The organism is Polaribacter septentrionalilitoris (assembly GCF_009832745.1).
In the GTDB taxonomy this organism is placed as follows: domain Bacteria; phylum Bacteroidota; class Bacteroidia; order Flavobacteriales; family Flavobacteriaceae; genus Polaribacter; species Polaribacter septentrionalilitoris.
Window position 1 is genome coordinate 1 of sequence record NZ_VRMJ01000009.1, and the last position, 15,933, is coordinate 15,933.

The window sequence follows — 15,933 nt, forward strand, 5'->3', positions numbered from 1 at the left end:
GCTAACAAAATAGGCTATAAAACCGCTAAAAGAAGATTTAAAATGGAACTCAGAAATTTAGCTATTGCCTTGATAGTTCTAAAATGTGAAGGAAATTTAGACCATTTTGAAACCTAAAAAAATGGCCGGAATTTCTTCCGACCATGACTACCCTTAGGTCGCTTTTTTATGAAGTTATTATTTAAATGGTATTATTCAATTATTACTTTTTTAATGCTTTTTCTTTTGTCTGAGTTCAGTTTAACAATATAAACTCCTGTAGGTAATTTTCTTTTAATTTTTAATTGATAGTTTTCTCTTTGTTCTTTGATTTTCCAAGAAGCTACTTGTTTTCCTAAAAGATTAAACAATTGCACTTTATTGATTTCAATTTCTTGTTTCTTAGTGATGTTTATATGGTTATTTTTTTGATCAACATAAATGTTAGTGAATGTATTTATAATATCATCATTTACAGACAAACTGCCAGTTGATTTGAAAGCCAATACAAACCTATCAGAATATATACCTTGATCTAAGGTTAAAGTAGCGATGCTATTAGTAATTTTATAAGAATTACCCTCTACTTTATCTGTAAGATAAATGTCTTGAGTAACGTTTTTTACTTCATCAACATTAATACTAACTTGTCCTGAAGCCCCCATAGTAATTTCTAATGGAACTTCTAAGTCATTTGAGATTGATTGAACTCCAGTAATTACATACTTCTCCTCACTATTTGGGAATTTCCAATAAATGTCTGTAGAACCAATGTCATTAATTTGAGAATCGTATCCTTTATCATAGCTAAAAGATGTAAAAGGACTAAAAGATGCTGCAATTTGTCTATGATAACTTCTACCATCATCTACATCTTTAAAGTCCATACCTAACTTTATAATAGGCAAGCTTAGAATACTATTTGGGTCTGATTTTGATGAAGACGATTTAAAAAACACTGAACTTCCAGTACCTTCAATTTTATATTCTCTTTGGCTGTTGTCGAAGATAATTGTACCTCCATCGGCATCTCCAGAAACAAAAAATCCTTGACCAATGGGTATGTAAGCCTCTGGTTCTTGAAAAATAGCATCACCTTGAGTTGGAGAGCATAAAACTTCTCCATTCATATCATAAAGGTTTAAATAATCTATAATAACTGGATCTGTATTTGTAGATGCAATAGTAATATTACTTCCAACAAAAACACATAAAGAAACTGTTTCTATACTTAAAACATTAGAAGTAGAAGGTAAGGTTATCGTTTTTTTAGTTACGTTATTTACCTTTATGTCAATTATTTTACTATTATTAGATTTGTAACTAATTCTTAATGAATCTACACTTCTGGGTATATTTTTAAAAGTAATAGAATCTGTAGCAGCATTTAATAAAACAGCAGTTCCTTCTAATTCGCCACTGCTAGTATTTTCTCCATCCTCTGCTTCTAAAGTAATATCTACCATACCTGTTTCGCCACTTAAGTTAGCTGCTTTAGCAGTTACTCCTGTAGAAATATTTCTCGTAGCATAACCACCCACATATCCAGCAAAATTATGACCTGAAGTAGCTCCAGTGTCATCTAATTCTCCTGCATGTTTCCAAAAATATAATGTACCAGTTATAGCGCTTAAATTATCTTCTATAAATTCTTTGACACTTATGGCTGATGCATAAGGGTTTGCAACTAAATAGGATTCATCTCCCCCAACTGAAGTCGTAATTGTTCCATCTTTAGGAATTCCTAAGAAGGTATAATTTTGCTCCCTACCAGGACCTTTAAAAATAAATCCATCAGTATTAGGTATGGTACCTGTACTTCTTTTTTGTACCCAGGCAGATCTACCTCCATCACTAGATGCATGGGTATACATCCAATAATCTGCTAAAGTTATTGGGTCTGTAGTATCTCCATCATAATTTAATCCACCTAAAAAAGTAATGTCTTTAGCGATATCTGTATTTATAGTTCCTGCAAAAGTTGTTGGATTAGTACCATCTTTAAAAACATCAGCTATGGTATAGGTAGTAGAGCCTGAAGCACTTTTAACAGGTGATCCCATATAATTGTATCGATATTTACTTGGTACTGTAGAGTTTTGGTCTACTAACAATTTACCTCCACCTGTTACCAAACTGGCAGATTCATGCGTTTGAATTAATTGTGCATTACTGTTTCCTGTCGCATCAATTAGTCTGATATCTCCTTCTAGAACAATATCATTAGTAACTACTAATAAATTACTGGTAATACCTAGTTTTGTAGATGTATTAACAGTAAGTTTTCTGGCACTTAATTTGCTTCCAGAATGCTCATAATCTTCAGCAATTTCAACAAAACGTGAACGATCAGGAAAACCGTTATTCCAAGCACTACCCGTTCTAGTCGTCTTTTCTATTCTATGCAATCCTAAACGTGTATTTGCATCTGTGTTAGCGCCAGTAATTTCTGACACTAAAGGAGCATGTGGATGCCTCCCTTCGCTTGCAGCAACTGTTGGATCTCCATAGACTTTAATAGCATCATCTATAAAGGTAACCCACTCACTTTCTGTATAGGTTTTATTCGTAGCGGTTGTTTCATCAATTCTTACCAAAGATGTTTTGTTAGAAATACTTGAAACCATATCGTACCTATTTTCCCAAGCTGTAGCACCTGTAGTTGTTGATAAAATAATGATATCGTTACCTCCGTCAATCTCTGTTAGATTATCATTTGTTAGAGGTGAACCAGTTGTTAGAGATCCAGTTACTGAACCTAAAACACTATTTGTATTTTTAAATAATACAGATTCACCTGCAGGGAGGTTGCTTGCTAGGGTAAAAACAGCATCAGGGTTGGTACCATCTAAAACTCGAGTTTTATCTCTAAAAAGAGCCACATTTATGCTACTTGTAGGTACTGCATCTGTTGGATGTATATTGGTAATTTCTATCCAACGTTCATCTCCAAATTGATACACCTGTGTAATCATTGGTGTACCTGCAAAACCTAATACAGTAACTGTAATTACATTACTGGTATTTTCTGTAGTACAGCCATTGTCAACACTTGTTGCAACTCTTCTGTAATAGGTGGTTTGTGTAAGAGGGTCAGGGTCAGTATATGTAGTATTTGTATTTGCACCAGTCGCTGCATTAAAACCTGCTGTAGCACTTATTGTACTTTTTTGCCATAGATAGGTAACACCTCCTACACCAGAACCATCTTGAATTGATGTAAATGTAGCTGCATTTTCATTAGTAGAAATAATTTGATTTTGTCCAATAATTCCTGGATCTGTAACTTCTATTGATATGGTTATTGGATATTCTTGACTTACAATTCCGCCAGCGGTTTTTAATCTAATAGTTCCGTTATAAGTTCCTGCATTTGGGCTAGAAGGAACTGTAATGGTTATTGGAGTAGCAGGCAAGGCAACATCTGTTAAATCTGTAAAGCCTTGTAGGTTAGCAACATCATTAAAGTCTACGGAATATGATGTAGGACTGTTAGTTGTAGCTGAATAAACAAATTCTGCAGTTGTAGTACCCGAACATAATGAAACGCTAGAATTAGTTAAAGTTATTGTAGGTGCATTTGGGTTTAAAATAGTAATGGTTATTGGATAACTTTTTTCACAACTTTCAGGTGTAGTTGTTTCTTTAATTATTACAGTAGCTGTATATACACCTTCTGGTAAACTAGCGGGAATATCTATTACGATTGGTGATGATGTAAAATTAGTAAAACTAGTTATACCCGAATTTTCGGCTGCTAAACTAGCATTATCAAAATCAATTTTATATTGGTTAGGTATATTCGTGCTAGGTAATGTATATTCTAAATCTACAGTTTGTGGACTAGCGTTAAATGTAGCAAAAGGATTTGCTCCAAACGTAATTGTTGGTGAGGGATTTACAGTAACACTTACAGCATTAGATTCTACACTTGTACAAGTACCAAAAATTTTTGTTGCTCTTACTTTAAGAGAAGTAGTACCAAATGGTATTGGATCTGAATCTATAGTTTTATCTGCTGCTGGATTTGGACCAACAATAGAAGGCCCAACTGTATTGTTGTCTTGATCTAATAATTGATATATTAAACCAGGTTGTGCATCTACAATGGTAACCGTAAAGATACCGTTTTCACATATAGGTGATGGTGTTACTGCTGCTATAGTTGGGGTTGCAGGTGGTGAACATACCACTACTTTTGATGATGATGGATCGCTCTCACAACCACCAGATAGGGTAGCAGTTACCGTAACAATTGCATCTGAAGAGAGTTCATCAAAATTAAGACCAGAAACTACATTGTCTAAATCACTAATTGTCCAAGCAACATCACTACCAGCGCTGGCAGTTACGGTTGTTGTTTTGTTTTCTATTAAGGCACCATCGAGATACAATTGTATGGTATAGTTTCCATTAGCGGCATCTATAGTACCAGATATACTAACATCTCCTTCTGTAATTGGGTCTGAGGTAATAGATAAATCTGTAAAAGTAGTTTTAGATTTTACTAAAAAGGTATCAGTAGAACTATCAGTAATTTCGCTTTCTGTTTCACCTAGAGGAATATTTTGTACTGTTGCAGCAACATAACTTCCAGGACTAATTGGGGTAGTTAAAGTAACTGACCAAGTTCCGTCTATTTGTACAGTTCCTGTAGTTGCATCAAGTGTGCTTGCTGTTGTTACAGGAGTGCCTCCAGAATATATACGCACAGTACCTCCAATTTCGTTAGAGGTACCTGTAACGGTGGTTAAAGTTGTATCAACACAAAAGTCTCCATCTAAAGCGGGTTGTAATGATTGAATTGTTAATGTCCTATTTGCACTTACTGAGGTACATTGTGCTGTAGCTTGTAAATTGGAAACATATAGTACATCACCAACTACTAATGTAAGACTAGAGATATCTATAGACCAAGCAGCTATACCATCATTAGGACTAGATAACCCTGTATACACATTATTTTTATATAATCTAACTACAGAATTTGTTTGTGCTGCACCACTTATAGATGTGGTTGTTGTTAATAGTGTTGTTGGAGTTGTAAATGTTACTGCACCACTCGCAGTATTGGGAAATTCATCACAATAAGCAAAAGGAGCACTAGCAATAGATTGACAATTCGTATCTGAAGAAGCCATTATAATTACTGTGTAGTAACCTGAAGGTGCCTTAAAACCACCACCACTATTAATAGACCAAGCACCATCTGTACCTATAGTTGCGGTAAAGTAACCAGTTGTCCCATCTGTTGCTGCACCTCCCCAAGTAACTTCTGTTTGGTTACTAAAAATACGTATTTGTACAGCTGTTCCAGTAGTAAATCCTGAGGTACCTTGTATAATTTTACCACCACTAGCGCCAATGCCTGTAATAACAGGTGTTGCAGGAGGGGTGCAAGCAGTTAATAAAACGGTTTTTACACTACAATTATCTATAGAAGTACCCTTTATTATTGTTGTTCCATCTTTTATAGTAGCCCTTGCTTTTATTTCTTGCCCTTCTGTAATTGCACCAGGTATAGTGTAACTCCAAGTACCATTTGTAGTTGTCGTAGTTGGCGTTCCTTGGCTTACACCATCAATAAAAACTTCTATTTCTGTTGTACTACCAGATACAAATTCGTTTGTTCCATTAATGGTTACACCAGTACCAGCAATAATAGAACCAGTTATTAAAGGACAATCTGCTCTTTCTACTGGGTCTTCTGTGTTATCTACAGGGGTTTGGTTGTTTATTATTTCTTCAAATAAATTGTCTTTAGAACCGCTACTATCGTCTATACCACTAATATCTGATGTAGTGTTTTGCCCCACTGCTTCTTTTGGTGCTATAGAAGTCATAGTTACCATTCTTAATTTGCTTGCAGGCGTTAATACAGTTTGAACTTGTGCATTATATGGTACATAAAAATCATAAAAATAATCTGGGTCATCACATACTGTGGTTAATGCTATAGACTTTATTGCGTGTGTTGTATACGGAAAAGATGTTACTAAATTACCACCAGTATTTGAGTCGTCTATGTTACGTACATCAATCGAAAAATTGGTTCTTAAGACAATTTCTACCTCAAAACCAGGATTACCAACCTTAGCATTAGGGTCTGCATTTGGACCAGTAAACCCAAATTTTTCATCAGTATCTATCAATACAGAATACCCTTTAGAATTGGGTTTTGCATCTCCTAATCTAAATCTAAATAAAATATTAGCAGTGCCATCAATAGAATAGTATGTAGATTTACTATCTGCATCTTCTACCATATCTGTAAACCCACAATTAGGTCCTTTTGTTACATCACCAACAGGTTCAACTTCAACTTGAGGTATTGATTTATATGCAATTTGACTATATAAAATATCATTTATATCTGTTGGGTTTATATTTGGAGGGAAACCAATATTTGTAAATTGACTGGGTGTTTGACTAGGTGGTAAAGAAACATAACCATCTTTATAAGGGGCTGGGTCTAGAACACCATTTGGATCTGTACCCTCAATAATAAGACCTGGTGTTTGTGCGATACTATTTAATGTAAAGCATAGTAAACACAACGTTGTAGCTAAACTTTTTAATTTGTTTTTCATAGTAAACAAGGTATTATAACAAATATACTAATAATTTTCAATAATTTACACATCATTTTAGTTTAATATTTAAGCATTCGTTAATTTTTTGACACTATATTTCCTTAAAAGTCAATTACTTACAAAAAATACGAAGAAAATTTAATAATGATTTTTAAAATATATGTTTTTATTATTGATTTACGTATTTTAGTAATTAGAACTATTGAAGCTTGAATTTAGACTACCCAATAACTTATATTAAAGGAATAAGCGTGCAAAGAGCAACGCTTTTGTATAAAGAATTGGGTATTAAGTCCTGCAATGATTTACTCAATTTTTTTCCTTTTCGATATATCGATAAAACGAAATTTTATCAGATAAAAGAATTACAACCCAATACTTCTGAAGTGCAAATTGTTGGAAAAATCACCCATGTAAAATCGGTTGCTCAAAAAAGAGGAAGTAGGTTAGTAGCTACCTTTCAAGATGACTCTGGGAGCATGGAGTTGGTTTGGTTTAAAGGACAAAAATGGATTAAAGATTCATTAAAAATCAATCAGCCTTATGTGGTGTATGGAAAGTTGAATCATTTTAATGGAAGTTTTAGCATTCCGCATCCAGAACTAGAATTGGTAAAAGAATACAAAAAAAAGTTGCAAACTAAAATGCAGCCTGTGTATCCATCTACAGAGAAATTAACCAATGCTGGAGTTTCTAATAAATTGATGCGTACTTACATTCAGAACTTATTGCAACAAGTTTATGATGGAATTCAAGAAAGTTTATCAACCAAAATTATTGATGATTTTAAGTTGATACACAAACGTGATGCATTGTTAAATGCTCATTTTCCTAAAAGTCAAGAATATTTAGCAAAGGCCCAATATCGTTTAAAATTTGAAGAATTATTTTTCATCCAATTGCAATTGGTGAGAAAGAAACTCATCAACAAAACAAAAATTAAAGGATTTGTTTTTGATCATGTGGGTGAATGTTTTAATAATTTTTATAACAATCATTTACCATTTCAATTAACAAATGCTCAAAAAAGAGTGTTAAAAGAAATCAGAAAAGATGTAGGTTCTGGTGCACATATGAACAGATTGTTACAAGGAGATGTGGGTTCTGGAAAAACCATTGTGGCCTTATTAACCATGCTGTTGGCCATTGATAACGGATTTCAAGCCACCATTATGGCACCAACAGAAATTTTAGCAACGCAACATTTTAATGCCATTTCAGAATTGTTACAAGAAACTACAATTACTGTTCAATTGCTAACAGGTTCATCAAAAACCAAAAAAAGAAGAGCAATTCATGAAGCTTTAGAAAACGGAAGTTTACATATTTTAATAGGCACACATGCGTTATTAGAAGATAAAGTAAAGTTTCAAAATTTAGGAATTGCTATTATTGATGAACAACATCGTTTTGGGGTAAAACAACGTGCAAAATTATGGTCCAAAAACTCTTTACCTCCCCACATTTTAGTGATGACAGCAACACCAATTCCAAGAACATTGGCAATGTCTGTATATGGTGATTTAGACATTTCTGTGATTGATGAATTACCACCAGGAAGAAAAGAAGTAAAAACTGTTCATCGCTTTGATAGTAATCGTTTATCGGTTTTTAAGTTTCTAAAGGATGAAATTGTAAAAGGCAGGCAAGTGTATGTGGTGTATCCTTTAATTCAAGAGTCTGAAGCTATGGATTATAAAGATTTAATGGACGGTTACGAGAGTATTTCTCGAGAATTTCCATCACCAAACTATCAAATTAGTATTGTGCATGGTAAAATGAAACCTGCAGATAAAGAATATGAAATGCAGCGTTTTGTAAAAGGAGAAACACAAATTATGGTAGCCACAACTGTGATAGAAGTTGGTGTTAATGTACCTAATGCAAGTGTTATGGTTATTGAGAGTGCAGAACGTTTTGGTTTGAGTCAGTTGCATCAGTTAAGAGGAAGAGTAGGTAGAGGAGCAGACCAAAGTTATTGTATTTTATTATCGAGTTACAAATTATCTGAAGAAGCAAAAACACGACTCAAAACAATGACAGCAACTTCAGACGGATTTAAAATTGCTGAGGTAGATTTAAAATTACGAGGTCCAGGAAATATTATGGGAACACAACAAAGTGGTGTCTTAAATCTAAAAATTGCTGATGTTGTTAAAGACACAAACATTTTAGTTGTAGCAAGAAATACAGCCATTGATCTTTTACAAGAAGATCCTAATTTATCCAAAAAGGAAAATATTTTAATCAATAAAGCGTTTGCTAAAATGAGTTCATCCTCTAAAATATGGAGTAATATTAGTTAAATGATGTTTTTAATAGTGAAATTTGATGTTTTTGACTATCAAACAACAACATTTTGATTTAAATATAATATGATTAAATTTACACAATCTTAAACTAATTTTTTGAAAAAATACAGTAAGGAAATACTGATCAGTCTCATAGCTATATTTATACTCTTTCTTTTTTCTCAAAGTACCTCTGGAGTTAAAGAAAAGAAAGTATTGCCTAAGGCAGAAGTTACTGAAAAACCTATTGTTAAAAAGCCTATTGTTTCTGTTGAATATCACTCAAAAGAACTTACTAAAAAAGTAAATCATAAATTAGATTCTTTAATAAAAAGGATTCATAAAAGACACGATTTTCATGGAGCTATATTAGTAGCAAAAAATAAAAAAATTGTCTATAAAAATCAGATTGGTTATGCAGACTTTAGAAAAAAAATACCCATAAAAGAAGAATCTACGTTTCAATTGGCATCCGTAAGTAAACAGTTTACAGCTGTAGCTATTATGTTGTTGGCAGAACGTAATAAATTAAAGATTACAGATACTATCAATACTTATTTTCCTGATTTTCCTTATGAGAATATTACAATTAAAAATTTATTAAACCATACTGCAGGATTGCCTAAATATTTTTGGGTAGCAGAGCATAAATGGAATAAAAAAGTACCCCCTACAAATAGTGACATGATGCAACTTTTAACGTCATCTAATGTAGGACGTTTTTTTAGACCAGGTCGTAATTTTGATTATTCGAATACCGCTTACTTTGTTTTGGCTTCTATAGTAGAAAAAATTTCAGGCACTTCATTTAACAATTTTCTACAAAAGAATATTTTTGAGCCTTTAGATATGAAAAATTCTTATGTCTATAGTGCTGTAAATGATGATGTTCATCAAAATCAATTAAAAGGGTTTCGTTTGTACAGGGGTTGGAAACATATCAGTATAGGAAATACTGTAAATGATGCAGTTGTTGGTGATAAAAATGTGTATTCTACCGCAGAAGATTTGTATAAATGGACTTACGGATTAAATTCTGGTAAACTACTTTCTAAAGAATCTTTAGATTTAATGTATGCTAACGGAGAAACTATTTATGGTAGAAAAGTACCTTATGGTTTTGGATTTCGAATTGACCCAAGAGAAAAAAACAAGATTTATCATCATGGAAAATGGAATGGGTTTAGTACAGCACTTACCAATTATTTAGAAGATGATTTGGTGATAATTGTTTTAGAACATACCAGCTATAATGCGCTAAAATCTTTAAATCGAAAAATAAAGAAAATTATCACTCAAAACTTTGCTGTTTGATATAAGTGCTTTAGTAAAAGAAACTTAGTTTTTGTGAATTTCATTAACGGTCTAGTATAACCGTCAGTTACGGGTTAATATGCGTTAACATTCGGTTAGACACTAAAGTTAGTAATTCAGAGTGGATTAGAGCGTAGTCGAATCCGTCGTAATTGCAGTTATACATTGTTGTAGGTAGTTTTTTATATTTTAAGTCCAATTCCAATTTTCAGTAAGTTGACATTTGTATTAAACTTTATATCTAGAACATCGTCTACATTTAGTTTGGTAAAATCATATTGAACTTGAACAAAAACTTTATTACTTATGTCATAAGCAACTCCTAAATTTAACCCAAATCCACTCAAATTCTCAGATTCACCAGAAACATCCATTCCGTTATTTGAACCTGATAATTGAAAATTCATAAATGTATATCCTAAACCTAAAAAAGGATGTAATTTTTCTATAGATTCAAAATTAAGTTCAGTAAAGATTTTGGGTTGAATAATATAAGTAGTCACTAAAAAGTCTTGAGGTGAATTATTCTGATTTGAGTTATCAATCAGTACTCCACCATTTAAACTGATTCCAATATGTGCAGGATTAAATTCAGCAAATCTGTATTTCATTCCGAGGTCAACTATTCCATATGAATCATCTCCTAGAAAATTATTGTCAATAGTAATTGGATAGTTAGCCTCAATGCTAAATTTTGAATTTTGAGAAAATGATTTGATTGAAAAAAATAGTAATAATGTCAATAATAATTTTTGTTTCATAGTTCAGTTTTTAAATTACCTAACAACTTAAGATAAATATTACGTCGTTTTAATGACTTATATTAGGAGTTAACGAAGTTATATTTATTATGTTTAGAAACAAACTAAATTACAGCGCTAACAATCTTTTAGCAGCATTAAAAGGGGTTGTTTTTCCATTTTCTAAATCTAAAATTTCTTTTGCCAATGCTGTTTTTATTTTTGGGTTATGATAAAAATTAGCTTTTAGTTGTTGTTCTATGGTAGCCAATAGCCAATATCTATTTTGTTCATTTCTTTTTTTAGAAAAATAATTATTTTCTTTGACCACTTTAAGATATTCTTGAATCATTTCATCTACTTTGTTTATTCCTTTGTTTTTTAAAGCACTAGCAGTTATAACTTTGGGTTGCCAATTGCTTTCTTTTAAAGGATATAAATGCAATGCTCTGTTAAACTCAACTTTAGCAATTTTAGCATTTTTTTTATTATCACCATCAGCTTTGTTTATCACAATGGCATCTGCCATTTCTATAATTCCACGTTTAATGCCTTGTAATTCATCACCTGCACCAGCAAGTTTTAAGAGCAAGAAAAAATCAACCATAGAATGCACCAAGGTTTCAGATTGCCCTACACCAACAGTTTCAATTAAAATAGTATCAAAACCAGCAGCTTCACAAAGAATAATACTTTCTCTAGTTTTTTGTGCAACACCACCCAAAGACATTCCAGAAGGAGAAGGTCTAATAAACGCATTTTTATCAGTAACTAATTGCTCCATTCTTGTTTTATCACCTAGAATAGAACCTTTATTTAGAGAACTACTTGGGTCAACAGCCAAAACTGCAACTTTCTTTCCTTGGGTAGTTAAATGTTTTCCAAATGCTTCTATAAAGGTGCTTTTACCAACTCCTGGTACTCCAGTAATTCCAATTCGAATAGATTTATTTGCATAAGGCAAACAGCGTTCTAAAATTTTGTTTGCTTTTTGTTGATGGTTTTGGTTTGTGCTTTCTACCAAAGTAATAGCACGACTTAGAAATGTAATATTTCCTTCTAAAATTTGTGAGACAAATTTATCAACAGAATTTTGTTTAGCTCTGTTTTGTTTTATTTTTTCTGCACTGAGTTTATTGGTAGTTTCTGGTTGTGAAACACCATCGTTTTCGTGTAGAGCAGATTTATTTGTATTCATCACAGTAAAAGTAAACCTTTGAAGTGAAAAATAAAATTTATATTTTGCATTGACTAACTATTACACTTCTATTGTTATGAAAATAAGACAAGTACTACTTTATTTTACCTTTTTTTTATTCATTTTTTCCAATGTTTTCGCTCAAGAAAACAATACAAAAGAATTAGAATTTCTTTATGAACGTATTATAAGAACTCAGTATTCGCAATTAGATTCCATGAGTTTTTATTTAGATAAACTAAAAAATAAGATAAAACCAAAAGACTCTGTGTGGCTTTCTAGATATAATTCTTCTTTGGGAGTTTATTATTCACAAAAAGGACAATATAACAAAGCTAGAGAACAGCAATTGATAGCACTAAAAATTGGTAAAAATATAAATGACCCACTTTTAATGGCAAAAGCATACCAAAGACTTGGTGTTATTTATAAGTTTTTGGGTGATTTTGAAATTTCTATGGATTATTTTTTTAAATCTAGAGACTTATCATATCAAAATAAAGATACAGTTACCGGAGTTATGGCAGATTTAGCCATAGGACAAAATTACTGGCGACTTAAAAAATATAAAGAAGCTTTAAAGCAAGTAGAGAAAGCAGAAAAAATAGCTTTAGAAAATAAGTTAACTAGTGATGTTTTATCTCCTGTTTACCTTGAGAAAGGGAATATGCTTTTGATGTTTGGAAAATTAGATGAATCTTTAAAAGTGTATAAAAAAGTAGAAAAATTAATAAATGAAACTGTTCATTTAGAAGGTATAGCTGCTTTATATTCTAATATAGGAGCCATTTATTTCTATAAAAATGATTTTAATAAAGCCATAAGTTATTATCGTAAATCTTTAAAATTGGCAGAAGAATATGAAGATAAAGTAGCTATTGGTATAGCAAAAATGAACTTAGGAGAGGCATATTATAATATCAATCAGTTTCAAAAATCAGAAAAAGCATTAAAAGAAAGTTTAGTTTTATTCAAGCATTTAAAAGATAAATTAAACTTGGTAGATAATTACAATTATTTGTATGAGTTAGAAACCAAAAGAAACAATGCTAAAAAAGCCTTAGCGTATTTTAAAATGAAAAGTATTTATAGAGACTCTATAATCAATGAAAATAATTTAAACAAAATTTCTAGTTTAGAGGTAAAATACAAAACGGCTGAAAAGGAGAATAAAATTACAGCACAAAATCTAGAGCTTCAAACACAGAAAGCAACTATTGCTTCTCAAAGAAATACACAACTTTTATTAATTGGAGGTTTAGGTTTTTTAGTTTTAGGAGGATTACTCTTTTACAATAGAAATAAAGCAAAACAAAAACAAAAATTACAACAAGCTATTTTAGAGGAAAAAGAAAGAGGTTTTGAAGCTGTGGTTAGGGCTTCTGAAGACGAGCGTAAACGCATTAGTAAAGATTTGCATGATGGTATTGGGCAAGAAATGGCAGCTTTAAAAATGGCGATTAATCATGTAAAAGAGAAAGAAAAAGATCTAAATCAAAAGAAAGCTTTGGATGACATTTACGAGAACTGCTCTAAATCTGCAGATGAAATTCGTAATATTTCGCATCAAATGATGCCAAGAACTTTATTAGAAAGTGGTTTGGTAGAAGCTTTAAACGATTTGTTAAAAACCTCATTTTTATATTCAGAAATAGAGTTTAAGTTCGATTATTTTAATGTAGAACAGCGTTTTGACGAACGCATAGAAATTAGTTTGTATAGAGTAGCGCAAGAGTTAATTACAAATGTGGTAAAACATTCTAAAGCCACAGAAGTAAACGTAATGCTATACAAACAAAATGAAGAACTTATTTTCTTTTTAGAGGATAATGGAGTTGGAATGAAAAATGAAAACAAAAAAGGTCATGGTGTTTTGAACATCAAGAATAGAATAGATATGATTAAAGGATCAATCAATTATGAACCAAGTCCAAATTCAGGAACTACAGCACGAATTATAATTCCTCTTTAAAAAGAGGATTTTTTTTTGAAAAAAATTATCCATTTTGCAACACTACAAAAAATGTATCGTCTTTAAGGCAAGAAAGTATCAATGAGTAAAACCAAACAGTTACATCAACCAATCATTGACCAATGCAAAAACAATAATGCAAAAGCGCAAATGCAATTGTATAATTTGTATTGTCAAGCAATGCTGAATATCGCTTTTCGATATGTAAAAGATCGTTTTGTGGCTGAAGAGGTAATGCAAGAAGCATTTATCAAAGCGTTTAAGTATATGGATAATTATAAAAATGAAGTCGCTTTTGGTGCTTGGTTAAAAAGAATTGTTATCAATCAAAGTATAGATTTTTTAAAAAAGAAAAAGTTAGAATTAGTTACCATAAACGAAGAGGTGTATCAATTAGATAATGAAGAAGATTGGACAGTAGATAGTGATATTTGTGTGGATGAAATTGTTGAAGTGATAAACAATTTAAAAGAAAAATACAGGTTGGTTTTAACCTTATATCTATTAGAAGGTTATGATCATCAAGAAATATCAAGCATTTTAAACATTACTGAAAACACATCAAGAACACATTTGTTAAGAGGAAAAAAAATATTGAAAGAACAATTAAAAAATAGGAGTTATGCAGAAGGATATTAGAGATTTATTAAAAGGATATAAAGAAGAAAACATTGAGCTTTCGGTAAATCATTCATCAAAATTTGAAGATTTATTGCAGCAAGAATTCCATCAACAGCAACCCAAAAAGAGAAGTTTAAAATGGTTATCTATAGCAGCTTCAATTGTTTTGTTAGTGAGTTTAGCTATCAATTTTTATCCTACCAATACAATAGAGAAAGACCCAAAAACAACACCTAAAGAAATTACTTTAGGAAATATATCACCAGAGTTTCAAACTATAGAAAGTTATTATGTAAATAGTATAAACTTAGAAATAAGTGAGTTAGAGTTAACGGAAGAAAATAAAGAAATTATAGACGGATATCTGTTAAAAATTGCAGAACTCACCAAAGAATACAAATCATTAACCAAAGAGCTCAATACCAAAGGAGTTAATGATGCTACCATAGATGCATTGATACGTAATTTACAATTACGTTTACAGCTGTTAAAACGCTTGAAAAAGCAATTAAAACAACTTAAAAATTTAAATAAAAATGAAACACAAATTATATAAAAACATTATCACTTTTACAGCCATCTGTTTCTTAGGAACAGCATTTGCCCAAAAGTTCGATAAGAAATTTACTGAAAATTTTAATGTAAATAAAGATGTAGTCATAGAAATAAATGCTACAAATACTGATATTAACGTAACCACTTGGAATAAAAACCAGGTTCAAGTTGAAGCATATATTGAAATTGAAGGACTCTCTAAAAAGGAAACAGAAAAGTACTTTAAAAACTGGGATTTTGAAGCCTTAGGAAATAGTAAAAAAGTAGAAATCACTTCAAAAGGAAGTTATGGTTTGGGTGCAAAAACAGACTTTATTTTCTTTAATGATATGGATTTTTCTTTTCCAGATATAGAAATTCCAGATGTAGATCTTATTGTGCTACCAGAAATGAATTTTGATTTCGATTTCGATTTTGATTACGATGAAATCCTAGAGGATTTAGATGATATCGATGATAAAATTGGTGAAAATGGGAACTACAATTTTACTTGGAATCATGGAAATAATAATATTGTTATTAAATCCAAAAAAGAATGGGAAGCTTTTAAAAAGACAAAAAAGTATCAAGAGTTAAAAAAAGAACTTGCTGAGAGCAAAGAAAAACTAAGAAAAAACTTTGTGGAATCTAAAGTAAAAATGAAAAAAGAATTAGCCAAAGCTAAAGTAGA

The 15,933-nt window shown here is 31.4% G+C and carries 9 protein-coding genes; 6 read left to right on the top strand and 3 right to left on the bottom strand.

The features are described from left to right. Positions 1-191: 191 nt before the first annotated feature. Positions 192-6,569 (bottom strand): T9SS type A sorting domain-containing protein, encoded by a 6,378-nt coding sequence (locus FP421_RS02055; protein WP_159947134.1) that lies wholly within the window; start codon positions 6,567-6,569, stop codon positions 192-194. A gap of 212 nt (positions 6,570-6,781) precedes the next feature. On the opposite strand from FP421_RS02055, the gene recG reads away from it, so the two are divergent. Continuing rightward, positions 6,782-8,878 carry an ATP-dependent DNA helicase RecG gene (gene recG / locus FP421_RS02060; RefSeq protein WP_159947136.1) on the top strand — a complete coding sequence of 699 codons (2,097 nt, stop codon included), beginning with the start codon at positions 6,782-6,784 and terminating at the stop codon, positions 8,876-8,878. 102 nt (positions 8,879-8,980) lie between these two features. Continuing rightward, a complete protein-coding gene (locus tag FP421_RS02065) occupies positions 8,981-10,177 on the top strand; it encodes a serine hydrolase domain-containing protein (protein WP_159947138.1) in 1,197 nt (398 codons plus the stop codon). A gap of 182 nt (positions 10,178-10,359) precedes the next feature. On the opposite strand, the gene FP421_RS02070 is transcribed toward FP421_RS02065, so the two are convergent. Next, the gene (locus FP421_RS02070; protein WP_159947140.1) at positions 10,360-10,938 is read right to left on the bottom strand and encodes an outer membrane beta-barrel protein; all 579 of its coding nucleotides are present in this window, start codon (positions 10,936-10,938) and stop codon (positions 10,360-10,362) included. A gap of 109 nt (positions 10,939-11,047) precedes the next feature. After that, positions 11,048-12,115 (bottom strand): methylmalonyl Co-A mutase-associated GTPase MeaB, encoded by a 1,068-nt coding sequence (meaB, locus tag FP421_RS02075; protein ID WP_159947142.1) that lies wholly within the window; start codon positions 12,113-12,115, stop codon positions 11,048-11,050. Positions 12,116-12,332: 217 nt separating this feature from the next. Here meaB and FP421_RS02080 point away from each other — a divergent pair, with 217 nt between their 5' ends. From FP421_RS02080 to FP421_RS02095, 4 genes are all read left to right on the top strand, one after another. After that, positions 12,333-14,087 (top strand): tetratricopeptide repeat-containing sensor histidine kinase, encoded by a 1,755-nt coding sequence (locus tag FP421_RS02080; protein WP_159947144.1) that lies wholly within the window; start codon positions 12,333-12,335, stop codon positions 14,085-14,087. 81 nt (positions 14,088-14,168) lie between these two features. Then, positions 14,169-14,726, top strand: coding sequence for an RNA polymerase sigma factor (locus tag FP421_RS02085; RefSeq protein WP_159947146.1), 558 nt, complete (start codon positions 14,169-14,171; stop codon positions 14,724-14,726). Beyond that, positions 14,710-15,264: a hypothetical protein gene (locus tag FP421_RS02090; RefSeq protein WP_159947148.1), complete on the top strand. Its 555-nt coding sequence runs from the start codon at positions 14,710-14,712 to the stop codon at positions 15,262-15,264. The genes FP421_RS02085 and FP421_RS02090 overlap by 17 nt, the downstream gene beginning before the upstream one ends. Then, positions 15,245-15,933 (top strand): hypothetical protein (locus FP421_RS02095; protein WP_159947150.1); only part of this gene is annotated, 689 nt, incomplete at its 3' end. The genes FP421_RS02090 and FP421_RS02095, both read left to right, overlap by 20 nt.